General features: G+C 69.2%; 19 protein-coding genes and 3 tRNA genes. 12 read left to right on the top strand and 10 right to left on the bottom strand.

From position 1 onward, the window contains the following. Positions 1-7 precede the first annotated feature (7 nt). The 3 genes from KY5_RS19745 to KY5_RS19735 all read right to left on the bottom strand — a co-directional run bounded on the left by KY5_RS19745 (position 8) and on the right by KY5_RS19735 (position 675). Positions 8-83 (bottom strand) — tRNA-Gly (locus KY5_RS19745). 79 nt (positions 84-162) lie between these two features. Further along, positions 163-234: transfer RNA gene (locus tag KY5_RS19740), tRNA-Gly, on the bottom strand. 123 nt (positions 235-357) lie between these two features. After that, positions 358-675, bottom strand: coding sequence for a histone-like nucleoid-structuring protein Lsr2 (locus KY5_RS19735; protein WP_098243495.1), 318 nt, complete (start codon positions 673-675; stop codon positions 358-360). Between the two features lie 354 nt (positions 676-1,029). On the opposite strand from KY5_RS19735, the gene purS reads away from it, so the two are divergent. The 8 genes from purS (at position 1,030) to KY5_RS19695 (ending at position 8,144) form a co-directional block, all read left to right on the top strand. Then, positions 1,030-1,311 carry a phosphoribosylformylglycinamidine synthase subunit PurS gene (purS, locus tag KY5_RS19730; protein ID WP_098243494.1) on the top strand — a complete coding sequence of 94 codons (282 nt, stop codon included), beginning with the start codon at positions 1,030-1,032 and terminating at the stop codon, positions 1,309-1,311. Further along, on the top strand, positions 1,308-1,988 hold the full coding sequence (gene purQ / locus KY5_RS19725; protein WP_098243493.1) for a phosphoribosylformylglycinamidine synthase subunit PurQ: 681 nt from the start codon (positions 1,308-1,310) through the stop codon (positions 1,986-1,988). Before purS ends, purQ begins: the two co-directional genes overlap by 4 nt. Beyond that, a complete protein-coding gene (purL, locus tag KY5_RS19720) occupies positions 1,985-4,234 on the top strand; it encodes a phosphoribosylformylglycinamidine synthase subunit PurL (RefSeq protein ID WP_098243492.1) in 2,250 nt (749 codons plus the stop codon). The genes purQ and purL overlap by 4 nt, the downstream gene beginning before the upstream one ends. A gap of 120 nt (positions 4,235-4,354) precedes the next feature. Then, positions 4,355-4,861 carry an ArsR/SmtB family transcription factor gene (locus KY5_RS19715; RefSeq protein WP_098243491.1) on the top strand — a complete coding sequence of 169 codons (507 nt, stop codon included), beginning with the start codon at positions 4,355-4,357 and terminating at the stop codon, positions 4,859-4,861. A 25-nt stretch (positions 4,862-4,886) separates the two neighbouring features. Beyond that, the gene (locus KY5_RS19710; protein WP_098243490.1) at positions 4,887-5,723 is read left to right on the top strand and encodes a M23 family metallopeptidase; all 837 of its coding nucleotides are present in this window, start codon (positions 4,887-4,889) and stop codon (positions 5,721-5,723) included. A 30-nt stretch (positions 5,724-5,753) separates the two neighbouring features. Continuing rightward, positions 5,754-6,395, top strand: a complete 642-nt coding sequence (locus KY5_RS19705) for a TetR/AcrR family transcriptional regulator (RefSeq protein ID WP_098243489.1) — start codon at positions 5,754-5,756, stop codon at positions 6,393-6,395. 10 nt (positions 6,396-6,405) lie between these two features. Next, positions 6,406-7,206 carry a maleylpyruvate isomerase family mycothiol-dependent enzyme gene (locus KY5_RS19700; protein WP_098243488.1) on the top strand — a complete coding sequence of 267 codons (801 nt, stop codon included), beginning with the start codon at positions 6,406-6,408 and terminating at the stop codon, positions 7,204-7,206. Between the two features lie 65 nt (positions 7,207-7,271). Further along, positions 7,272-8,144 (top strand): META domain-containing protein, encoded by an 873-nt coding sequence (locus tag KY5_RS19695; RefSeq protein WP_098243487.1) that lies wholly within the window; start codon positions 7,272-7,274, stop codon positions 8,142-8,144. Here the strand turns inward: KY5_RS19695 and KY5_RS19690 are convergent. Together KY5_RS19690 and KY5_RS43245 are read right to left on the bottom strand one after the other, a co-directional pair. Next, positions 8,080-9,537 carry a sulfatase gene (locus KY5_RS19690; RefSeq protein ID WP_098243486.1) on the bottom strand — a complete coding sequence of 486 codons (1,458 nt, stop codon included), beginning with the start codon at positions 9,535-9,537 and terminating at the stop codon, positions 8,080-8,082. The two genes, KY5_RS19695 and KY5_RS19690, sit on opposite strands and share 65 nt — an antisense overlap. A 75-nt stretch (positions 9,538-9,612) precedes the next feature. After that, positions 9,613-9,714: a putative leader peptide gene (locus KY5_RS43245; RefSeq protein WP_418952799.1), complete on the bottom strand. Its 102-nt coding sequence runs from the start codon at positions 9,712-9,714 to the stop codon at positions 9,613-9,615. 163 nt (positions 9,715-9,877) lie between these two features. Between KY5_RS43245 and purF the strand changes: the two genes are divergently transcribed. Both purF and purM read left to right on the top strand, forming a co-directional pair. Then, entirely contained in the window at positions 9,878-11,404 is a 1,527-nt protein-coding gene (gene purF, locus KY5_RS19685) for an amidophosphoribosyltransferase (RefSeq protein ID WP_098243485.1), read from the top strand. A 36-nt stretch (positions 11,405-11,440) separates the two neighbouring features. Beyond that, the gene (purM, locus tag KY5_RS19680) at positions 11,441-12,514 is read left to right on the top strand and encodes a phosphoribosylformylglycinamidine cyclo-ligase (protein ID WP_098243484.1); all 1,074 of its coding nucleotides are present in this window, start codon (positions 11,441-11,443) and stop codon (positions 12,512-12,514) included. Positions 12,515-12,642: 128 nt separating this feature from the next. On the opposite strand, the gene KY5_RS19675 is transcribed toward purM, so the two are convergent. Together KY5_RS19675 and KY5_RS19670 are read right to left on the bottom strand one after the other, a co-directional pair. Then, the gene (locus KY5_RS19675) at positions 12,643-12,894 is read right to left on the bottom strand and encodes a DUF3073 domain-containing protein (RefSeq protein WP_098247367.1); all 252 of its coding nucleotides are present in this window, start codon (positions 12,892-12,894) and stop codon (positions 12,643-12,645) included. Positions 12,895-13,207: 313 nt separating this feature from the next. Further along, complete coding sequence (locus KY5_RS19670; RefSeq protein WP_098243483.1) at positions 13,208-14,287, bottom strand: Leu/Phe/Val dehydrogenase; 1,080 nt, start codon at positions 14,285-14,287, stop codon at positions 13,208-13,210. A gap of 210 nt (positions 14,288-14,497) precedes the next feature. Here KY5_RS19670 and KY5_RS19665 point away from each other — a divergent pair, with 210 nt between their 5' ends. Together KY5_RS19665 and bldC are read left to right on the top strand one after the other, a co-directional pair. Further along, positions 14,498-15,367: a hypothetical protein gene (locus tag KY5_RS19665; RefSeq protein WP_098243482.1), complete on the top strand. Its 870-nt coding sequence runs from the start codon at positions 14,498-14,500 to the stop codon at positions 15,365-15,367. Between the two features lie 489 nt (positions 15,368-15,856). Next, positions 15,857-16,063, top strand: a complete 207-nt coding sequence (bldC, locus tag KY5_RS19660) for a developmental transcriptional regulator BldC (protein WP_003949541.1) — start codon at positions 15,857-15,859, stop codon at positions 16,061-16,063. Positions 16,064-16,542: 479 nt separating this feature from the next. Here the strand turns inward: bldC and KY5_RS19655 are convergent, their stop codons facing one another. From KY5_RS19655 to hrpA, 3 genes are all read right to left on the bottom strand, one after another. Then, complete coding sequence (locus KY5_RS19655; RefSeq protein WP_199843733.1) at positions 16,543-16,785, bottom strand: DUF6274 family protein; 243 nt, start codon at positions 16,783-16,785, stop codon at positions 16,543-16,545. 288 nt (positions 16,786-17,073) lie between these two features. Next, a tRNA-Asp gene (locus KY5_RS19650) sits at positions 17,074-17,148 on the bottom strand. A 95-nt stretch (positions 17,149-17,243) separates the two neighbouring features. After that, the gene (hrpA, locus tag KY5_RS19645; RefSeq protein ID WP_098243481.1) at positions 17,244-21,227 is read right to left on the bottom strand and encodes an ATP-dependent RNA helicase HrpA; all 3,984 of its coding nucleotides are present in this window, start codon (positions 21,225-21,227) and stop codon (positions 17,244-17,246) included. Between the last annotated feature and the right edge of the window lie 33 nt (positions 21,228-21,260).

Raw genomic sequence — 21,260 nt, 5'->3', positions numbered from 1 at the left:
TCTCATGTGGAGCGAACGACGAGGTTCGAACTCGCGACCTCAACCTTGGCAAGGTTGCGCTCTACCAACTGAGCTACGTTCGCATTGCCTCCGATCGACTCTCATCGATCGGCGCGGGCACCAGCCTACCGCAACCAGAGGACTGGTCCGTAGGCGATGCAGAGCGGGTGACAGGGATTGCACACTGCGCCTTCCCCCTGGAAGGGGGATGTTCTACTACTGAACTACACCCGCAAGACTCCGTGAGGTCCGGCCTTTCGGCCTTGCCCCTCGGCGTGCTCCAGACTTTAGCTGACCAGGAGGGGTGCAACGCAAGTCGGTTGCCGCGAGGGGCCCGGGACCGCGTGGAGCGCGAGGTCAGTTGGCGGCCTCGAAGGCCTCGTAGACCTTCTTCGGGATGCGGCCGCGGGGCGGCACGTCCATCTGGTGCGAGCGGGCCCAGGCGCGGACCGCGGAGGGGTCGGGGGTCACGGCCGTGTGCCGGAACACCTTCCCCGACTTCGACTGCTTGCGGGCCGCCTCCAGGTACGGGGCAAGTGCCGTGCGCAGTTTCTTGGCATTGGTTTGATTGAGGTCGATCTCGTACGACTTGCCGTCAAGACCGAAGGCGACCGTTTCCGCCGCTTCCCCGCCGTCGATGTCGTCAAAGACAGTGACTACGACACGCTGCGCCACGAATATCGGTCCCTTCGTGCGGCCCCACCGCGTTGACGTGCGGCGATGCCGACTGTCCGGCTGTTTAGAGGCAAAGTATCGACTATTGCCATTTCCTTTGTACAGTGCCCGGCATTGCATTGTGAAGCCCGGCCGAATATCTCCGCGTGTCAGGCCGCAATGTTGATCCGTGATCTTTTCCTGGATTCTTGGTGAAGGTGTCCTGTTCGAAACCTGTCCGGGCACCGGAACGTGACCGTCATCACGTAGGTTTCTACGAATCTACGCGAGTAGAAATTTTGTGCCGGTAGTCTGAAGGAACCTGCTCAGCACCATGCAAGCAGCACACGCCAGCACCACACACCGGGAGTGCCAGTGGCACGCGTCGTAGTCGACGTCATGCTCAAGCCGGAGATCCTCGACCCCCAGGGCCAGGCGGTGCAGCGTGCACTGCCGCGCCTCGGTTTCCAGGGCATCTCCGACGTACGTCAGGGAAAGCGCTTCGAGCTCGAGGTGGACGGGCCCGTCGACGAGGCCGCCCTCGCCCGTATCCACGAGTTGGCGGAAACCTTCCTCGCCAACACGGTGATCGAGGACTTCGTCGTAAAGGTCGAAGACGCCGAAGGATCCGAGAAGGTGGCGGGGGCCGCGAAGTGACTGCCCGAATTGGAGTCGTCACTTTCCCGGGAACGCTCGACGACCGCGACACCCAGCGCGCCGTGCGGGTCGCGGGCGCCGAAGCCGTGCCGCTCTGGCACAAGGACAAGGACCTCAAGCAGGTCGACGCCGTGGTGCTGCCCGGTGGTTTCTCCTACGGCGACTATCTGCGGGCCGGCGCCATCTCGCGTTTCTCCCCGGTGATGGAGTCCGTCATCGAGCAGGCGAAGGCCGGAATGCCGGTCCTCGGCATCTGCAACGGCTTCCAGGTGCTCACCGAGACGCACCTGCTGCCCGGCGCGATGCTGCGCAACAACCACCTGCACTTCATCTGCCGCGACCAGAAGCTGCGCGTCGAGAACGCGGAGACCGCCTGGACCGCCGACTACACGGCGGGGCAGGAGATCTCCGTCCCGCTCAAGAACATCGACGGGCAGTACACCGCCGACGAGCGGACCCTGGACATGCTGGAGGCCGAGGGCCGCGTCGCCTTCCGCTACCTGGACATGAACCCCAACGGCTCGCTCCGTGACATCGCGGGCATCACCAACGAGGCGGGCAACGTCGTCGGCCTCATGCCGCACCCCGAGCACGCCGTGGAGCCGCTGGTCGGGACCGGCCGCACCGACGGCCTCGGATTCTTCACCTCGATCCTGAAGAAGCTGGTCAACGCATGACTCTGGACACCGTCAAGCACGCGGCCGAGACGCCCGACGTCAAGCTCCCCTGGGCCGAACTGGGCCTGAAGGAGGACGAGTACGCGCGCGTCCGCGAGATCCTCGGCCGCCGCCCGACCGGCGCCGAGCTCGCCATGTACTCCGTCATGTGGTCCGAGCACTGCTCGTACAAGAGCAGCAAGGTCCACCTGAAGCAGTTCGGCGAGAAGGTCCCCGAGAACGACGCGATGCTCGTCGGCATCGGCGAGAACGCCGGTGTGGTCGACGTCGGCCAGGGCTACGCGGTCACCTTCAAGGTCGAGTCGCACAACCACCCCTCCTACGTGGAGCCCTACCAGGGCGCGGCCACCGGCGTCGGCGGCATCGTCCGCGACATCATCGCGATGGGCGCCCGCCCGGTCGCGGTCGTGGACCCGCTGCGGATGGGCGACGCGCACCACCCCGACACCAAGCGCGTGCTCCCCGGCGTCGTCGCGGGCATCGGCGGCTACGGCAACTGCCTGGGCCTGCCCAACATCGGCGGCGAGCTCGTCTTCGACGCCTGCTACCAGGGCAACCCGCTGGTCAACGCCGGTGCCATCGGCGTGATGCGGCACGAGGACATCCACCTCGCGAAGGCGTCGGGCCCCGGCAACAAGGTCATCCTCTACGGCGCCCGCACGGGCGGCGACGGCATCGGCGGCGCCTCGATCCTGGCCTCCGAGACCTTCGACGACAGCAAGCCGTCGAAGCGCCCCGCCGTGCAGGTCGGCGACCCCTTCCAGGAGAAGCTCCTCATCGAGTGCACCCTGGAGGCCTTCGCCGAGAAGCTCGTCGTCGGCATCCAGGACCTGGGCGCCGCCGGACTCTCCTGCGCGACCTCCGAGCTCGCGTCCAACGGCTCGGGCGGCATGCGCGTCGAGCTCGACGACGTGCCGCTGCGCGACTCCACGCTCACCCCTGAGGAGATCCTCATGAGTGAGTCGCAGGAACGCATGTGCGCCGTGGTCGAGCCCGAGAAGGTCGAGCGCTTCCTCGCGATCTGCGAGAAGTGGGACGTCATCGCCACCGTCGTCGGCGAGGTCACCGACGGCGACCGCCTGGAGATCTTCTGGCACGGCGAGCAGATCGTCGACGTCGACCCGCGCACGGTCGCGCACGACGGCCCGGTCTACGAGCGCCCCTACGCCCGTCCGTCCTGGCAGGACGCCCTTCAGGCCGACGACGCGAACAAGCTGGCCCGCCCGGCGAACGCGGCCGAGCTGCGCGAGCAGGTCCTCAAGCTGGTCGCCGCGCCGAACCAGGCCGCCAAGTCCTGGGTCACCGACCAGTACGACCGCTTCGTGCAGGGCAACACCGTGCTGGCCCAGCCCGAGGACTCCGGGATGATCCGGATCAACGAGGAGACGGGCCTCGGCGTCGCCATCGCCACCGACGGCAACGGCCGGTTCGCGAAGCTCGACCCGTACACGGGCGCGCAGCTCGCGCTCGCCGAGTCGTACCGCAACGTGGCCGCGTCCGGCGCCAAGCCCCTCGCGATCTCGGACTGCCTGAACTTCGGTTCGCCCGAGGACCCGGACGTCATGTGGCAGTTCGCCGAGGCCATCCGCGGTCTCGCGGACGGCTGCCTGGAGCTGGGCACCCCGGTCACCGGCGGCAACGTCTCGCTCTACAACCAGACGGGCGAGGCGGCGATCCACCCGACGCCGGTCGTCGCCGTCCTCGGTGTGATCGACGACGTCGCGCGCCGTACGCCGATCGCCTTCGAGGAAGAGGGCCAGCTCCTCTACCTGCTCGGCGACACCCGCGAGGAGTTCGGCGGTTCGGCCTGGTCGCAGGTGGTCCACGGGCACCTCGGCGGCCTGCCGCCCAAGGTCGACCTGGCGCGCGAGAAGCTGCTCGCCGAGATCCTCATCTCGGCCTCGCGCGACGGCATGATCGACGCCGCGCACGACCTGTCGGACGGCGGCCTCGTGCAGGCCGTCACCGAGTCCTGCCTGCGCGGCGGGAAGGGCGCCAGGCTCGTCGTGCCCGACGGTCTGGACGCGTTCACCTTCCTCTTCTCCGAGTCGGCGGGGCGCGCGGTCGTCTCCGTGCCGCGCAGCGAGGAGCTGCGCTTCACCGACATGTGCGGGGCGCGGGGTCTGCCCGTCACGCGCGTCGGTGTGGTCGACGGCGAGGCGCTCGACGTGCAGGGCGAGTTCACGCTGCCGCTGAGCGAGCTGCGTACGGCCCACGAGGAGACGATTCCCGGGCTCTTCGCCTGATCCGTCCTTCCTGAAGCCCCCGTTCGGACCTGGTCCGGGCGGGGGCTTCGGCGTTTCCGGGGGACGGTTCGCGGGAGTTCGGGCTTGCACGTAATTACGTAACTACGTAATCTTGGCGTCATGGATCTGGAAGAGCGCGTCGCCGAGCTGGAACGGCGCATGGCGGAGCTGGAGAGCGCGGGTCCTGCCGCGCCCGCCGTGGGGGACGGCGACTTCTGGGCCCTCGACGCGCTGAAGGCCCGCCACCCGGTGTCCGACGACGCGGACGGCGCCGTCCTGTTCACCGGCGCGGTGCGCGTCCCGACCGGGCATCGGTACGAGTGGCAGTACGGGCAGTTGACCGAGACCCTGTTCGACGGCGACTGGTCCGAGACGGCCGACTCGTTCGCCGCGCTCGGCAATCCCGTGCGCCTCAGGCTGCTGCGGGAGATCCTCGGCGGGCTGCGCACGGCGGCCGACCTCGCCGCGCTCGAAGGCGTCGGCACGACCGGCCAGATCTACCACCACCTGCGCCAACTGACCGGCGCGGGCTGGCTGCACGTCGCGGGGCGCGGCCAGTACGAGGTGCCCGCCGGGCGGGTGGTGCCGCTGCTCGTGGTGCTCACGGCCGCACGCCCCGTGACCTGACCGCTTTTCGCACGAGGGGGAAAACATGTCCGTGGGACAACGCAAGATCGCCGCTGTCGTCCAGCGCGTGCTGTGGCTGATCTTCTTTGCCCAGGCCGTCGGCGGGACCTTCGTGGACCTGCCGTACAACTACTGGCTCGGCTGGCTGCCCGCGCTCGGCGCGATCGCCATCAGCGTGACGATGTCCCGCTCCGCCCGGCGAAGGGTGGAGTCGGAGGCGCCGGTACCGGTCGAGATCGAGCCTCCGGTGGCCGGGCGCTGGTCCGCCCTCAACAGCCCCGCCGACAAGGTGCCGAGCCACGGCACGCACCACCTCGGACAGACCTACGCCATCGACATCACGGCCGAGCCGGAGGAGGGGCCCGCCCGCCCCGTGCCCGTGTGGTTCTGGCCCGTGGCCCGGCGCGGCGAGGCGTACCCCGCCTTCGGGGCGCCGCTGTTCGCGGTGGCCGACGCCACCGTCGTGCACGCCGAGGACGGCCAGCGCGATCACCTCAGCCGCAGCTCCCTCGCGGGGGTCCTGTACTTCTGGCTGATCGAGGGCGTCGGCAGGTCCCTCGGCGGGAACCGCCGCGTCGTCGGCAACCACGTCATCCTCGACCTGGGCGAGGGGACGTACGCGGCGTACGCGCATGTGCGGCGGGGCTCACTCAAGGTCCGCGCCGGTGACAAGGTCCTCGCCGGTCAGGTGCTCGGCGAGTGCGGCAACTCCGGCAACTCCACCGAGCCGCACGTGCACTTCCAGCTGATGGACGGCCCCGACCTGGACACCGCGCGAGGCGTGCCCTTCCGCTGGCGCGGGGTCGGCGTGCCCGCGAACGGCGAGGTCTTCACGGCCGGACTCGATGAAAAAGTAGTCTGAGTCTAAAATTCATCCTGGTACAGTGCGACCATGGCTGAGGAACCCATGGGGCTGCGCGAGCGCAAGAAGCGGCAGACCGCGACGCGGATCTGGCGGACCGCGCTCGACCTCTTCGTGGAGCGCGGCTTCGACAAGGTGTCCGTCGCGGAGATCGCCGCGGCCGCCGACGTCTCCAAGATGACGGTGTTCAACTACTTCGGCACCAAGGAGGACGTGCTCCTCGGCCCCATGGAGGAGCACGTCGGGGACGCCGCCGACGCCGTGCGCCACCGCGAGCCCGGCGAGTCCGCGGTCGACGCGATCCGCCGCCAGTTTCTGGCCAAGGTCGCCGAGCGCGACCCCTCGATCGGCCTCTCCGACGACCCGCGCCTGCTCCAGCTGCGCCAACTCCTCAGCGACACCCCCGCGTTGGCGCGCCGCGCGATGTTCTTCCAGTTGCGCGGCATCGAGCTGCTCGCCGATGTGCTCGCCGAGGAGACGGGCGACCGGCTGATGGCGGGCATCGCCGCACATCAGCTCGTCGCGGCGCGGGACGCGGTGATCCTGGAGAACCACCGCCGCCTGGTCGCGGGCGACTCGGCCGATGACATGGCGGACGACTGCGCCGCGCTCGCGGGACGCGCCTTCGACCTGGTGGAAAAGGGCCTACAGGGCTATCCGGCGAACGTTTAGGCTCGGCCCCATGCCCCCGGCCAAGAAGCGCACGCGCTCGTACGACTCCGCCAAGATCCGCACCGCCGTGCTCGCGCAGTTCGGCGCCGTACGGGAAGCGGTCGCCACGCTCACGCCCGAGCAGCTGGCCCGGCCGACGCGGCTCGGGGACTGGACCGTCCACGAACTCTCCGCCCACCTCGCGATGGTGCTCGGCACCGTCCACCGCTACCTGGGCCTGCCGGAACCGGCGACGCACGAAGTCCCCCTCATGGACTGGCCGTTCGCCACTGTCACCGCCGCGGCGCAGGTCGACGTGGACACCAGGGAGATCGCGGAGAACGCGGGCACGGAGCTCGACGAGCTGTTCACGCGCACGCTCACCGGCATCGAGGAGTCGCTGGCCGCCGCCCCGGACAGCCGTCTGGTCCCGTCCCGCTTCGGCGCCATGACCCTCGGCGACTTCCTGGTCACCCGCACCGTCGAACTCACCGTCCACACCGACGACTTGAACGATGCGGTGCCGGGCCTGGACGTCCCGTACGACCGCCAGTGCGTGGCCGCCTGCACCCGACTGCTCGCCGACGCGCTCGCGGTGAAGGCCCCCGGGGCATCCACCGAGGTGCGCGTGCCGCCGTACGCGGTCGTGCAGTGCGTGGAGGGCCCGCGGCACACGCGCGGCACCCCGCCCAACGTCGTCGAGACCGACCCGCTCACCTGGATCCGCCTCGCGACGGGGCGTACGGACTGGAAGACGGCGCTCGACGCGGCGAAGGTCAGCGCGAGCGGCGAACGGGCGGACCTCTCCGACCTGTTGCCGATCATGGGCTGAGCCCCGCCAGGCCCGGCACCTGGGGCGGATGGAACCGACACCCCCACTTGTCCCGTCACATTGCCATGCACACGCAGCGTCTGACCCTCACCCTGACCGCGCTGGCCTCCGCCGGGCTGCTGCTCACCGCATGCGGCACCGAGTCCGGGGCCGGCTCAGAAGGCGGCTCCGGCGGCCGTTCCGCGGACACCGGACAGTCCGTCACCGGCGTCCGGTGGAACGTCGAGAGCCTGACCCTGGGCGGCAAGAAGCACGCCGCCCCCGACGACGCCTATCTCAAGATCGGCAAGGACGGCCGGGCCGGCGGCAGCTACGGCTGCAACCACGTGGGCTCCGACGTGTCGGTCGACGGCGACACCCTGGACTTCGGAAAGGCCCTGATGACGAAGCGGGCCTGCGCCGACGAGGACCGCATGGCGTTCGAGAAGAACCTGCTGCGCGCCCTCGGCGAGGGGAAGTTCACCGCGAAGGTCGAGGGCGACCGGATGACCCTCACCAGCGCCAAGGGAGACCACGTGACCTTCACCTCGGGACCCGCCGAGCCCGACACCCCGCTCACCGGCACCAAGTGGACGGTTCGCACGATCGGCGAGGGCAAGATGGCCGCCTCCCTGCCGAAGGCGCTGTCCGGCAAGGTCCATCTCACCTTCGACGACGGCAAGGTGCGCGGCAACCTCGGCTGCAACGACGTCACGGCCAAGGCCGCTGCCAAGGACGGCGGCATCACCTTCGACGCCCCCGCGACCACCCGGAAGCTCTGCCCGGGTGACGCGATGAAGACGGAGCGCGCGCTGCTCAAGCTCTTCGACGGCACGGCGCGCTACGAGGTGAAGCGGGACGCGCTGACGCTCACCGCGTCCGACGGCACGGTGATCAGCGCGAGTGCCGATCAGAAGAATCCCGAGAAGAAGCCCGAGAAGAGTCCCGCGAAGAGGTAGCGGGGTAGGGCAGCAGCTCCTTGTCCGTCCGCTCCCACGCCGCCTTGAGACCGGCGAGCAGCTCGGGCTCGGCGACCGCGCGGTCGGCCTGCTCGCGCAGGTCGTCCGTCAGGTGGAAGAGCTGGTCGGCGCCGTCCTTGCCCCGGTAGTACTTCCAGTCGCCGCGCCGCAGCGCCCGCTCGCCCCGCACCCGCCAGAACAGCTCCCGCTCGGCGATCTCCTCGCCCTTGAGGAGGTAGGGCGCCAGGCTGGTGCCGTCCAGCGGGTGCGCGGGGCCGGGGCGGGCCCCGCCGATCTCCAGGAGCGTCGCCGTCCAGTCCGGGGTGAACACGGGCTCGTGGCTGACCTGCCCGCCGTCGATCCGCGCGGGCCACCGCACGATGGTCGGCACCCGGATGCCGCCCTCCTTGAGCGAGCCCTTGTTGCCGGACAGCGGCCAGTTGTACGAGAAGCGCTCGCCGCCGTTGTCGGACGCGAAGAACACCAGCGTGTCCCGCTCCTGCCCGGACTTGCGCAGCGCGCGCAGGACTTCGCCGATGGACCGGTCCAGGTCCTGCACCAGCTCCGTGTACTTCTCCACGGACCCGCCGTCCTTGTGCCAGAGCGCGCCCTTCTGACCTGCCTTGATCCGCCGTACGATCTCGGCGCTCTCCTCCTCGTCCCCGTCGGCTATCCAGGGCCAGTGCGGGGTGGTGAAGTTCAGGTTGAGCAGCCACGGCTTGTCCCCGTGGTCCCGCTGGATGTACTCACCGGCCCGCTCGGTGAGGATGCGCGTGTAGTAGCGCAGGTCCTTGTACTCGGCATCGCCTTCGTAGAGGTCGTACTCACCGCCGAGACCCAGCTTCGAGTAGTACTCCAGGGCCCCGCCGAAGTTCCCGAAGAACTCGTCCCAGCCCGACCGCGTCGGCGAGTAGTCCGGCAGGTAGCCGCAGTGCCACTTGCCGATCAGCGCGGTCGCGTACCCGGCGTCCCGAAGCAGCGAGGCCAGCGTCGGATGGGTCGGTTCGAGGCCCACGGACCTGTCGGCGATCGGCTCCGCGAGCCCGCCCTCCGTACGCCCGGGAAAGCGCCCCGTGTAGAGGCTGAAGCGGGTGGGCGAGCAGGTCGCGGACCCGGAGTAGGCGTCGGTGAAGCGCACTCCCTGGCGGGCCAGGCGGTCCAGGTTCGGGGTCTTGATGTGCGGCGATCCGTAGGAGGAGAGGTCGGCCCAGCCGAGGTCGTCGCCGAGGACGAAGAGGATGTTGGGCCGCTTGGCCCGCCGATGCGCGGCCGCGCGGAAGGGCCGCTCACGGGCCTCGGCGGCGGCGGGCAGCCCCACCGCGGCGGCGGCACCGGCGCCCACCGCGCCTCCGAAGGCGCGTCGGGACAGGGCGGAACGGTCGTACGAGGGCATGGCTGCGCTCCTGAACCGGGCACGGCGCGACAGCACGCACCCGAAGGGAAGAAAGGAAAGAGGGAGGGGGGAGGTTCAGGCAGCGCGGCGACAGATCGCGCTCGCGACACGGACCAGGTCGACGTGGCGGCGCTCCACAAGCGTGACCTTCAGGCCACGGAGGGACTGCGGGGGCATGGACCAGGAGCTTCACGGGGCGCACGGGACCCTGTCAACGCGCCCGCTCACCTGTTCACAAGGGCTTCGTACTCCCGACGCGCCCCGCCACCGTGCTCACGCTCCGTGCGGGGCCCGTATCCCCAATTCGGACCAGTGGTCGATCTCGCCTACACTCGGTGCCGTGCCACGTGGTGACGGTCGACTCAATCACGATCTGCTCCCCGGCGAGAAAGGCCCCCAGGACGCTTGTGGCGTCTTCGGTGTCTGGGCTCCGGGCGAAGAGGTCGCAAAGCTCACGTACTTCGGGCTCTACGCCCTCCAGCATCGGGGCCAGGAATCCGCGGGAATCGCGGTCAGCAACGGCTCCCAGATCCTCGTCTTCAAGGACATGGGCCTCGTTTCCCAGGTCTTCGACGAAACCTCTCTCAGCTCGCTCCAGGGTCACATCGCGGTCGGTCACGCCCGCTACTCGACCACCGGGGCCTCCGTATGGGAGAACGCCCAGCCGACGTTCCGTGCCACCGCGCACGGCTCCATCGCGCTCGGGCACAACGGCAACCTCGTCAATACGGCCCAGCTCGCCGAGCTCGTCGCCGAACTGCCCAAGGAGAACGGCCGCGCGACGCAGGTCGCAGCGACCAACGACACCGACCTGGTGACGGCTCTCCTCGCGGGCCAGGTGGACGACGACGGCAAGCCGCTGACCATCGAAGACGCCGCCATGAGGGTCCTCCCGGACGTCCAGGGCGCCTTCTCCCTCGTCTTCATGGACGAGCACACGCTGTACGCGGCCCGCGACCCGCAGGGCATCCGCCCGCTGGTCCTCGGCCGCCTGGAGCGCGGCTGGGTCGTCGCCTCGGAGTCCGCGGCGCTCGACATCTGCGGCGCCAGCTTCGTCCGCGAGATCGAGCCCGGCGAGTTCGTGGCGATCGACGAGAACGGGCTGCGAACGTCCCGATTCGCAGAAGCGAAGCCCAAGGGCTGTGTCTTCGAGTACGTCTATCTGGCGCGACCCGACACGGACATCGCCGGCCGGAACGTCTACCTCTCGCGCGTCGAGATGGGCCGGAAACTGGCCAAGGAAGCCCCCGTCGAGGCCGACCTCGTCATAGCGACTCCCGAATCCGGCACCCCCGCCGCGATCGGGTACGCGGAGGCCTCCGGCATCCCCTTCGGCGCGGGCCTGGTCAAGAACGCCTACGTGGGCCGGACCTTCATCCAGCCCTCGCAGACGATCCGCCAGCTCGGCATCCGCCTCAAGCTGAACCCCCTCAAGGAAGTCATCAAGGGCAAGCGTCTGGTCGTCGTCGACGACTCGATCGTCCGCGGCAACACCCAGCGCGCCCTGGTCAAGATGCTCCGCGAGGCCGGCGCAGCCGAGATCCACATCCGGATCTCCTCGCCGCCCGTGAAGTGGCCCTGCTTCTTCGGCATCGACTTCGCGACCCGCGCGGAGCTCATCGCCAACGGCATGACGATCGACGAGATCGCCACCTCCATGGGCGCCGACTCCCTCTCCTACATCTCCATCGACGGCATGATCGAGGCCACGACCATCGACAAGCCGAACCTCTGCCGCGCCTGCTTCGACGGCGAGTACCCGATGGATCTGCCCGACCCCGAGCTGCTCGGCAAGCAGCTCCTGGAGACGGAGCTGGCCGCAGGCCCGGCGTCCACGGCCGCGGCCGACGCGATCCGTCGCCCGTAGGCATCCGCACAAACGACACGAAAGCTCTCAACACCCATGTCTGAGACCACTGGTGCCAGCTATGCCTCCGCAGGCGTCGACATCGAAGCGGGCGACCGCGCCGTAGAGCTCATGAAGGAATGGGTCAAGAAGACCCAGCGCCCCGAGGTCGCGGGCCTCGGCGGCCTCGGCGGTTTCGCCGGGCTCTTCGACGCCTCCGCGCTCAAGCGCTTCGAGCGTCCGCTGCTCGCCTCCGCGACCGACGGCGTCGGCACGAAGGTCGACATCGCCCGGCAGCTGGGCGTCTACGACACCATCGGCCACGACCTCGTCGCGATGGTCATGGACGACATCGTCGTGTGCGGCGCCGAGCCGCTCTTCATGACCGACTACATCTGCGTCGGCAAGGTCCACCCCGAGCGGGTCGCCGCCATCGTGAAGGGCATCGCCGAGGGCTGTGTCCTCGCGGGCTGCTCCCTGGTCGGCGGCGAGACGGCCGAGCACCCCGGACTGCTGGGCCCCGACGACTTCGACGTCGCGGGCGCGGGCACCGGCGCGGTCGAGGCCGACCGCCTGCTCGGCCCGGACCGTATCCGTAAGGGGGACGCGGTCATCGCCATGGCCGCGTCGGGTCTTCACTCGAACGGGTACTCGCTGGTCCGGCACGTGGTCTTCGACCGCGCGGGCTGGTCCCTGGACCGCCGGGTCGAGGAGTTCGGCCGCACGCTCGGCGAGGAGCTCCTGGAGCCCACCAAGATCTACTCCCTGGACTGCCTGGCGCTCACCCGCACCACGGACGTCCACGCCTTCAGCCACATCACCGGTGGCGGCCTCGCGGCGAACCTCGCCCGGGTGATCCCGGACGGGCTGCACGCGATCGTCGACCGCGAGACGTGGACCCCGGGCGCGGTCTTCGACGTGGTCGGCTCGGTCGGCCAGGTCGAGCGCCTGGAGCTGGAGAAGACGCTGAACATGGGCGTCGGCATGATCGCGATCGTCCCCGAGGAGTCGGCGGACGCGGCGCTCGCCACCCTCGCGGACCGGGGCGTGGAGGCATGGGTCGCGGGCGAGATCACCGAGCGCGGCGAGCACACGACGGGCGCCGCCCTGATCGGTGACTACGCCAAGTAGGCAGGCAGGGCAGCACAAAACCCGGTCCGGTGTGGTGACCACCCCGGACCGGGTGAAGTGCAGTCGTTATGAGAACTGCGAATACTGCGTAGGCAACAGAATCAACAAATGCTGCGTATGCAACGAGGTCAAGCGCCGCGGCGCTGCGACGTCGGACCGGACTCTTCGTCCTCGTCCTCGTCGTCGTTATACAGATCCGCGTACTGGGCGTACGGGTCGTCTTCCTCGTCGTCGTCCTCGAACGGCTCGCCATTCGGCGGCTGTTGCGAAGTCGAAGCGCCCAGCTCATTGGCCAGACGCGACAGGTCAGTCCCGCCGCTGCTGTACTTCAGCTGGCGGGCGACCTTCGTCTGCTTGGCCTTTGCCCGGCCGCGCCCCATGGCTCGACCCCCTCGGATATGGGGCTCGGTGGCCCCAGAGTCTTGACACGCGTTCATGATCGGGAACGGGCTCTCCTCGGAGAGACCGGTCCGTAGGGCTTCCACGGTACCTGCTCCTGCGGCCATACGGTACGTCGCCCGCAGGACGCGCCTCGGCGCAGAACCCGCGAGGAGCCCCTTCCTCGCTGGTCAACTGCGATTTTAACCTCTTCTTGGCGGGCGACCCGCCGACGGGGGTGAGTCTTGTCTCCCGAGGGCGCCGGCGGGGCCCTTCCATGCCGTCTCGCGTGGCCGGAAGATCACATTCCGTGAGTTATCGGCGCGCGTCGGCCATGCGCTGCTCGGCGATCCTGTCGGCCGCCGCGGCCGGCGGAATGCCGTCTTCCTTTGCGCGAGCGAATATGGCGAGCGTGGTGTCGAAGATCTTCGCCGCCTTCGCCTTGCACCGGTCGAAGTCGAAGCCGTGCAGCTCGTCGGCGACCTGGATCACGCCGCCCGCGTTCACCACGTAGTCGGGCGCGTAGAGGATCGCCCGGTCGGCCAGGTCCTTCTCCACGCCCGGGTGCGCGAGCTGGTTGTTCGCGGCGCCGCACACCACCTTCGCGGTGAGCACCGGTACGGACTCGTCGTTCAGGGCGCCGCCGAGCGCGCACGGGGCGTAGATGTCGAGGCCCTCGTACCTGATCAGCGCCTCGGTGTCCGCGACCGCCGTCACCGAGGGGTGCTCGTGGACGATCCCGGCCACGGACTCCTCACGGACATCCGTGATCACGACGTCGGCGCCGTCCTCCAGGAGGTGCCTGACGAGGTGGCGGCCGACCTTGCCGACCCCCGCGACGCCGACCGTGCGGCCGCGCAGCGTCGGGTCGCCCCACAGGTGCTGGGCCGAGGCGCGCATGCCCTGGAAGACGCCGAAGGCGGTGAGTACGGAGGAGTCGCCCGCGCCGCCGTTCTCCGGGGAGCGCCCGGTGGTCCAGCGGCACTCGCGGGCCACGACGTCCATGTCCGCGACGTAGGTGCCGACGTCGCAGGCCGTCACGTACCGGCCGCCGAGCGAGGCGACGCAGCGGCCGTAGGCGAGGAGCAGCTCCTCGCTCTTGATCCGCTCCGGGTCGCCGATGATCACGGCCTTGCCGCCGCCGTGGTCGAGACCGGCCATGGCGTTCTTGTACGACATCCCGCGCGCGAGGTTGAGCGCGTCGGCCACGGCCTCCGCCTCGTTCGCGTACGGATAGAAGCGGGTGCCGCCGAGGGCGGGGCCCAGGGCGGTGGAGTGGAGGGCGATGACGGCCTTGAGGCCACTGGCACGGTCCTGGCAGAGCACTACTTGCTCGTGGCCTCCCTGTTCCGAGTGGAACAGGGTGTGCAGGACGCCGTTGTCTGCTTCGGTCACTGTGGTGACTCCCGGTCGAATAGCGGCGGTTGGGCGGGCTCCCGTGCGGGTGGCGGGGGCCCGATGGGCATGAGACTAGAGCCTGCCCACCGCCCTTGACCGCGCAGTGCCGGAGATCACCCTCTCCCGGAGTACGCCGGAGTGGGGCGGAGTTCGGCCATGGCGCGTTCGACCGTGTTTTCCGGCCGGTAGGAGGGGGAGGGAGCAGCAGTGCCCAAGGTGTCAGCGGTGACGGTCCCGTACGCGTCCTACTTGCGTGTGTACGAACCCTTGGCCGCCTTCCCCGAGCCGGAGCGCGGCCACTGGTCGCGCTATGCCCGCCGCGCCGACCGCCCCTCCTACCAGGACGAACTCCGCCGTTCGCTGGCCGATCTGGTCTCCACGCCGCCGGTGCCCGTGCCGGTGCACGAGAGCGGCGACGCCTTCGTCGTGGAGGTGGACGGCGTGCTGTGCGTCTGCCCGTGGCGGACCCGCCTTCGCGGCTGGCAGGCGATGGGGGAGCTGGCCGAACAACTGCCCGCGCCGGTCCTCGACGCGGTGCTCCCGCCGGTGCTCCGCCGCCAGACCGCCGCGGACTACGAGCAGTGGCTGGCCCGCAACCCCGACGCCCGCCCCTGGATCCGCACGTCGACCTGGCAGGTGCCGCTGCACTGGTTCGTCCTCGTCTCCGACGAGGAGCGCGACTACGAGCCGAGCGCGGGCGGGGGCGGCGCCGCGGAGGGCAGCCCCGCCTCGCCGCCTGTCCTGCGCTACCGGACGCCGATGGTGCAGGCCCGGCGCAGGGTCGCGCGCGGCCTGCGGACGCTGCGGGACGCGATGGACGAGGGACCGCTCATCGAGGGCCTGGTGGACGTCGGCCGGTGGCTGGAGGAGTTCCATCCCCGCTCCCTGGTCGAGATCGACTACGGCGGGCTCGTGCACGCGCTCTCCGCCGAGGACCTCGACGGTGACCACTCCGCGGCGGACGTCGCCGAGGGAATCGAGGCGCTGCGCGAGGGCGACGGGGAGGCGGCCGGCGAGGCGTATGGAAGGCTCGTGGAGCGATGGCGGGCGGTCCGGGACCTTCAGTTCGCGAACTGAAGTCCGATGGCCGATCGTCCTGAGGGTCTCTGGTCACCCCGTGCCGGGACGTAGGTCCCGATCCGGGCCTTTGCCTCAAGCGTGACGGACCGCACTTACTGGGCCCTTGCGCCCATCACCCCTCCTCGTGCCAAAATAGGACAAGGAGTCCGGGGAGGGCTCCTTCCGCCCAAGTAAGGGCGGAATGCTCGACATTGCACGCTATGGGGGGTCTGTTGACTCCTGATCGCTCTGTGACTGATCGTCACTGTGACGTGACTGTCCGCTATGGCATGGTCCATCGGCTTCCGTCGGTGATGAACACCTGGGAGGGCAATTCCATCGGTTTGGCCGACGCGGCTGGACGGATGGTGTAGTTGTAGTGCCGAGGACAAGCCGTTCGTCCTATAACCGACTCGACTCGCGTCCGCCATTTCGGGCAACGCGGGTCAAGGTGCAGAATTTAGAGGAATGAACCGAGAAGGTTCGGTTCTCCCGAGGAGGCCGCTCATGACCGCTCGCACCCCTGATGCCGAGCCGCTGCTGACCCCGGCTGAGGTCGCCACGATGTTCCGCGTCGACCCCAAGACGGTCACGCGCTGGGCGAAGGCTGGCAAGCTCACGTCGATCCGCACGCTCGGCGGACACCGCCGTTACCGCGAGGCTGAGGTCCGCGCACTGCTCGCGGGCATCCCGCAGCAGCGCAGCGAGGCCTGAACTACCGCTTAACCAGCAGTAACCCGCACAACTCGGGCGAAGAGCACCACTGCTGCCGGGTCCCCCAACCTGGCCGTACGTGCGACATATAGCTACACACGACGAGGGTCTCGCCCCAACGAGGCCCACGCCTGAACCTCATGGGTGTGTCGTTCGATCGCGCTGGACTCCGCCGGGTCCAGCGCGATCTTTTTTGTGTGCCGAGGGCCCCCTGGTGAGGGGATCGGTGAGCGTCCTTGTTGGTCGCTGAGGGAGTCGGAGGGGCCTGCTCATGGGGTGGTGCAATTGCACATATTAAATTGGCCCGTTGTAGGAAGGGTGTAAGTTCAGGGGTTCCCAAAACTTGTTCGGTGACACCCGTCACACGACGTGAACCTTGTTGGCCGTGATGCCCCTGCGCTAAAGGGGAATCGGCTGCGCCGGGAAGGCCCGCGACACTCAGCCTCCCACCGGGAGGGCGGGGCGCGCGTCGCCTTTGGTCATGGGTTGGGGGGACTTTCGTCCTCGCTCCGGCCGTCCTGTGCGGCGCTCTCCTGTACGAAGCCGGTCTCGGGCGTCTCGTGCTCGCCGGGGCGGCGCTGTGGGCCCTCCAGGGCGAGTCTCAGCAACTGGTGGCAGATCGGGCAGTGCCGGGTCAGGTGGCGGTAGCTGTGGGCCGCGGCGAGGTGGGCGCGCAGCAGGGCGCGTGTCTCGTGTCGCGGAGACGCCGGAAGAGCGGACATGCGTCACCTCCTGGGGAGCCTCCCTCCGACTCCCTGCTGTCTGGGGTACCGGGGGAATGTGACGCAGTCAAGACGCTGGATCGGCAACGGGCCGCGTCCGCGGAGGGCGGGCGAACGCGAGAGAGGGCCGCATCCTTACGGATGCGGCCCTCTCATCTACGGCGGTCCTGACGGGATTTGCCGTGCTGGATCGCGGCTCCGCCGCAGGCGCGGCCGCGGTGCGGGCGGGGTGGCGTGGTGAACGTGAAAGCGGGCCGCACCATTTCGGTGCGGCCCGCTTTCCCTGTGCGGTCCTGACGGGATTTGAACCCGCGGCCTCCACCTTGACAGGGTGGCGAGCACTCCAAACTGCTCCACAGGACCTTGCTTTGCTGCGCCGAGTCGTGCGTTGCGCTGCGAGATGAGACTCTACAGCAGCGCAGGCCCGGCGGTCGAACTCACCCTGCGTGCCCACCCGGTCACGGCGCCAGCGCGTCGATCGCCTTCACGATCCGCTTGTCCGAGACCGGGTACGCCGTGCCCAGCGCGTGCGCGAAGTAGCTGACGCGGAGCTCCTCGATCATCCAGCGGATGTCCAGGACCTCCCGCGGAACGGGCCTGCCCTGCGGCATCTGTTCGAGCAGCCACAGGTACTCGTCGCGCATCTCCAGGACCTTCTCCATGCGGCTGGTGTCCCGCTGGACGTTGGTCGGCATCTGCTGCAACCGCCGGTCCGCCGCCACCATGTACCGCATCAGGTCCCCGAGGCGCCTGATGCCCGTCTCCGTCACGAAACCCGGCTTGATGAGGGAGTTCAGCTGCTCCCGCACGTCCGAGAGGTTCGCGAGCAGCGTCGGGCTCTTCGTCGACTTCAGGCGGCGCTCAGCGGCCTGCCAGGCGGCGAGGACCTGCTGGACCTGGCCGACCGCGCGCACGGTCGTGTCGACGATCTCCGCGCGCACCTTGTCGAAGAGCTTGCGGTAGGACTCCTCGTCCCAGACGGGCCCGCCGAAGTCCGCGATCAGCTTGTCCGCCGCGGCCATCGCGCAGTCGTCGAAGAGCGCCTGCGTGGAGCCGTGCGGGTTCGCGGACAGGGCGATCTTCTGCTGGTTGGTCAGCTTGTCCGAGGCGAACTTGGCCGGATTCACCGGGATGTTGCGCAGGATGAGCCGGCGGGTGCCGCGCCACATCGCCGCGAGCTGCTCCGCCTCGCTGTCGAAGAGGCGCACGGAGACCGTGTCGCCGTCGTCCACGAGCGCCGGGTACGCCTTCACCGGCTGACCCGCACGACGGGTCTCGAAGACGCGCGAGAGCGTGCCGATCGTCCAGTCCGTGAGGCCCGCGCGCTCGACCGACGAGCCGCCCGTGCGCTCCGCCGTCGCCGCGGCCGCCTGCGAGATCGCCTTGCGGGCCTTCGGCTTCAGCCTGAGCTTCAGGGCCTCCAGGTCCTTGTCCTCGGCGAGCTTCCTGCGGCGCTCGTCGGTGATCCTGAAGGTGATCTTCAAGTGGTCGGGTACGCGCGTCAGATCGAAGTCGTCCGGCGCGACCGGCACACCGACCATCCGCTGGAGCTCGCGCGCGAGCGTGACGTGCAGCGGCTCCTGGAGGGGCACGGCTCGCTCCAGGAACGCCGTCGCGTAGTTCGGCGCGGGCACGTAGTGGCGGCGGATCGGTTTGGGCAGGGAGCGGATCAGCTCGATCACGACCTGCTCGCGGAGGCCGGGGATCTGCCAGTCGAAGCCGTCGTCGGTGACCTGGTTGAGGACCTGGAGCGGGATGTGGACGGTGACGCCGTCCGCGTCCGCGCCCGGCTCGAACTGGTAGGTCACCTTGAACTTGAGCTGCCCCTGCCGCCACGAGTCCGGGTAGTCGTCCTTGGAGACGTCCCCCGCCTTCTCGTTGATGAGCATGGAGCGCTCGAAGTCGAGCAGCTCGGGCTCCTCGCGCTGCTTCTTCTTCCACCAGGAGTCGAAGTGCGCGCCGGAGACGACGTCCTCGGGCACCCGCTGGTCGTAGAAGTCGAAGAGCGTCTCGTCGTCCACGAGGATGTCGCGGCGGCGGGCGCGGTGCTCCAGCTCCTCCACCTCGGTGAGGAGCTTGCGGTTGGCGGCGAAGAACTTGTGGTGCGTGCGCCAGTCGCCCTCGACGAGCGCGTTGCGGATGAACAGGTCGCGGGAGACCTCGGGGTCGATGCGGCCGTAGTTCACCTTGCGGTCGGTGACGATCGGGACGCCGTAGAGCGTGACCTTCTCGATCGCCATCACCGCGGCCTGGTCCTTCTCCCAGTGCGGTTCGCTGTACGTGCGCTTCAGGAGGTGCTGCGCGAGCGGTTCGACCCACTCGGGCTCGATGCGCGCGTTCACCCGGGCCCACAGGCGCGAGGTCTCCACCAGCTCGGCCGACATGATGAAGCGCGGAGGCTTCTTGAAGAGGGCCGAGCCGGGGAAGACCGCGAACTTGGCGTTGCGGGCGCCGATGTACTCGTTCCGCCCGCCGCCGCGCTGTTTCGGGTCCTTGTCCTTGCTGTCCTTCGACTCCTTCACGTCCTTCATCCCGATGTGGGAGAGCAGGCCGGACAGGAGCGAGATGTGGACGTGCTGCTCGGGGGCGTCGTCCTCGTTCAGATGGATGCCCATCTGCTTGGCGACCGTCCGCAGCTGCGTATAGATGTCCTGCCACTCGCGGATGCGCAGGAAGTTCAGGTACTCCGCCTTGCACATCCGGCGGAAGGAGGAGGAGCCGCGCTCCTTCTGCTGCTCCCTGACGTACCGCCACAGGTTCAGGAAGGCGAGGAAGTCGCTCGTCTCGTCCTTGAAGCGGGCGTGCTGCTGGTCGGCCTGCGTCTGCTTCTCGGAGGGGCGCTCGCGCGGGTCCTGGATGGAGAGCGCGGCGGCGATCACCATGACCTCGCGCACGCAGCCGTTCTTGTCGGCCTCCAGGACCATCCGGGCCAGGCGCGGGTCGACCGGGAGCTGGCTGAGCTTGCGGCCCTGCTGGGTGAGGCGCTTCTTCGGGTCCTTCTGGGCGGGGTCGAGCGCGCCCAGTTCCTGGAGGAGCTGCACGCCGTCGCGGATGTTGCGGTGGTCCGGCGGGTCGATGAAGGGGAACTTCTCGATCTCGCCGAGCCCGGCCGCGGTCATCTGGAGGATGACGGACGCCAGGTTCGTACGGAAGATCTCCGCGTCCGTGAACTCCGGGCGCGCCTCGAAGTCGTCCTCGCTGTACAGACGGATGCAGATGCCGTCCGACGTACGGCCGCAGCGGCCCTTGCGCTGGTTGGCGCTGGCCTGGCTGATCGCCTCGATGGGCAGGCGCTGCACCTTGGTGCGGTGGCTGTAGCGGGAGATGCGGGCCGTGCCCGGGTCGATCACGTACTTGATGCCGGGGACGGTCAGGGAGGTCTCCGCGACGTTCGTCGCGAGGACGATGCGTCTGCCCGTGTGCTGCTGGAAGACGCGGTGCTGCTCGGCGTGCGAGAGCCGCGCGTACAGCGGCAGGACCTCGGTGAACTTGTAGTTCTTCTTGTTCAGCGCGTCCGCCGTGTCGCGGATCTCGCGCTCTCCGGAGAGGAAGACGAGGATGTCGCCCTTGCCCTCGGCCTGGAGCTCCTCGACGGCGTCCGTGATCGCGGTGATCTGGTCGCGGTCCGCATCCTCGCCGTCCTCTTCGAGGAGCGGGCGGTAGCGGACCTCCACCGGATACGTACGGCCGCTGACCTCGACGATCGGCGCGTCCCCGAAGTGCCGCGAGAACCGCTCGGGGTCGATGGTCGCCGAGGTGATGACGACCTTCAGGTCCGGGCGCCTGGGCAGCAGCTGGGCCAGGTAACCGAGCAGGAAGTCGATGTTGAGCGAGCGCTCGTGGGCCTCGTCGATGATGATCGTGTCGTACGCGCGCAGCTCGCGGTCCGTCTGGATCTCGGCGAGCAGGATGCCGTCCGTCATCAGCTTGATGAACGTGCCGTCCTGGTTGACCTGGTCGGTGAAGCGGACCTTCCAGCCGACGGCCTCGCCCAGCGGCGTGTTCATCTCCTCGGCCACGCGCTCGGCCACCGTACGGGCGGCGATGCGGCGCGGCTGGGTGTGGCCGATCATGCCGCGCACGCCCCGGCCGAGCTCCAGACAGATCTTGGGGATCTGCGTGGTCTTGCCCGAGCCCGTCTCGCCCGCGACGATCACGACCTGGTGGTCGCGGATCGCCTCGGCGATGTCGTCCTTCTTCTGGCTGACCGGCAGCTGCTCGGGGTACGTGACCGCGGGCACGCGGGAGCCGCGCTCGGCCATCCGCGCCTCGGCCTTCGCCACGTCCTCGGCGATCTCGGCGAGGACCGCGGCACGGGCCTCGGGCTTACGGATCCGGCGCGCACCCTCCAGCCGCCGGCCGATCCGGTGCTCGTCGCGCAGCGAGAGCTCGGTCAGGCGGGGGGCGAGGGTGTCCAGGGCGAGGGCAGGCTGCGTAGACATACGGGTCCCAGGATCTCACCCGCGACTCGGCGG

This window comes from Streptomyces formicae (assembly GCF_002556545.1).
GTDB lineage: Bacteria > Actinomycetota > Actinomycetes > Streptomycetales > Streptomycetaceae > Streptomyces > Streptomyces formicae_A.
Note: the sequence above shows the minus strand (reverse complement) of the source record. Positions and strands in the feature narration are given on the sequence as shown.

Coding starts and splice junctions, on each gene's coding strand:
- purM (WP_098243484.1), top strand. CDS start 11,441: ATGTCTGAGACCACTGGTGCCAGCTATGCCTCCGCAGGCGTCGACATC.
- hrpA (WP_098243481.1), bottom strand. CDS start 21,227: ATGTCTACGCAGCCTGCCCTCGCCCTGGACACCCTCGCCCCCCGCCTG.
- KY5_RS19655 (WP_199843733.1), bottom strand. CDS start 16,785: ATGTCCGCTCTTCCGGCGTCTCCGCGACACGAGACACGCGCCCTGCTG.
- KY5_RS19675 (WP_098247367.1), bottom strand. CDS start 12,894: ATGGGGCGCGGCCGGGCAAAGGCCAAGCAGACGAAGGTCGCCCGCCAG.
- KY5_RS19695 (WP_098243487.1), top strand. CDS start 7,272: ATGCACACGCAGCGTCTGACCCTCACCCTGACCGCGCTGGCCTCCGCC.
- purL (WP_098243492.1), top strand. CDS start 1,985: ATGACTCTGGACACCGTCAAGCACGCGGCCGAGACGCCCGACGTCAAG.
- KY5_RS19705 (WP_098243489.1), top strand. CDS start 5,754: ATGGCTGAGGAACCCATGGGGCTGCGCGAGCGCAAGAAGCGGCAGACC.
- KY5_RS19715 (WP_098243491.1), top strand. CDS start 4,355: ATGGATCTGGAAGAGCGCGTCGCCGAGCTGGAACGGCGCATGGCGGAG.
- KY5_RS19710 (WP_098243490.1), top strand. CDS start 4,887: ATGTCCGTGGGACAACGCAAGATCGCCGCTGTCGTCCAGCGCGTGCTG.
- bldC (WP_003949541.1), top strand. CDS start 15,857: ATGACCGCTCGCACCCCTGATGCCGAGCCGCTGCTGACCCCGGCTGAG.
- KY5_RS19690 (WP_098243486.1), bottom strand. CDS start 9,537: ATGCCCTCGTACGACCGTTCCGCCCTGTCCCGACGCGCCTTCGGAGGC.
- KY5_RS19700 (WP_098243488.1), top strand. CDS start 6,406: ATGCCCCCGGCCAAGAAGCGCACGCGCTCGTACGACTCCGCCAAGATC.
- KY5_RS43245 (WP_418952799.1), bottom strand. CDS start 9,714: ATGCCCCCGCAGTCCCTCCGTGGCCTGAAGGTCACGCTTGTGGAGCGC.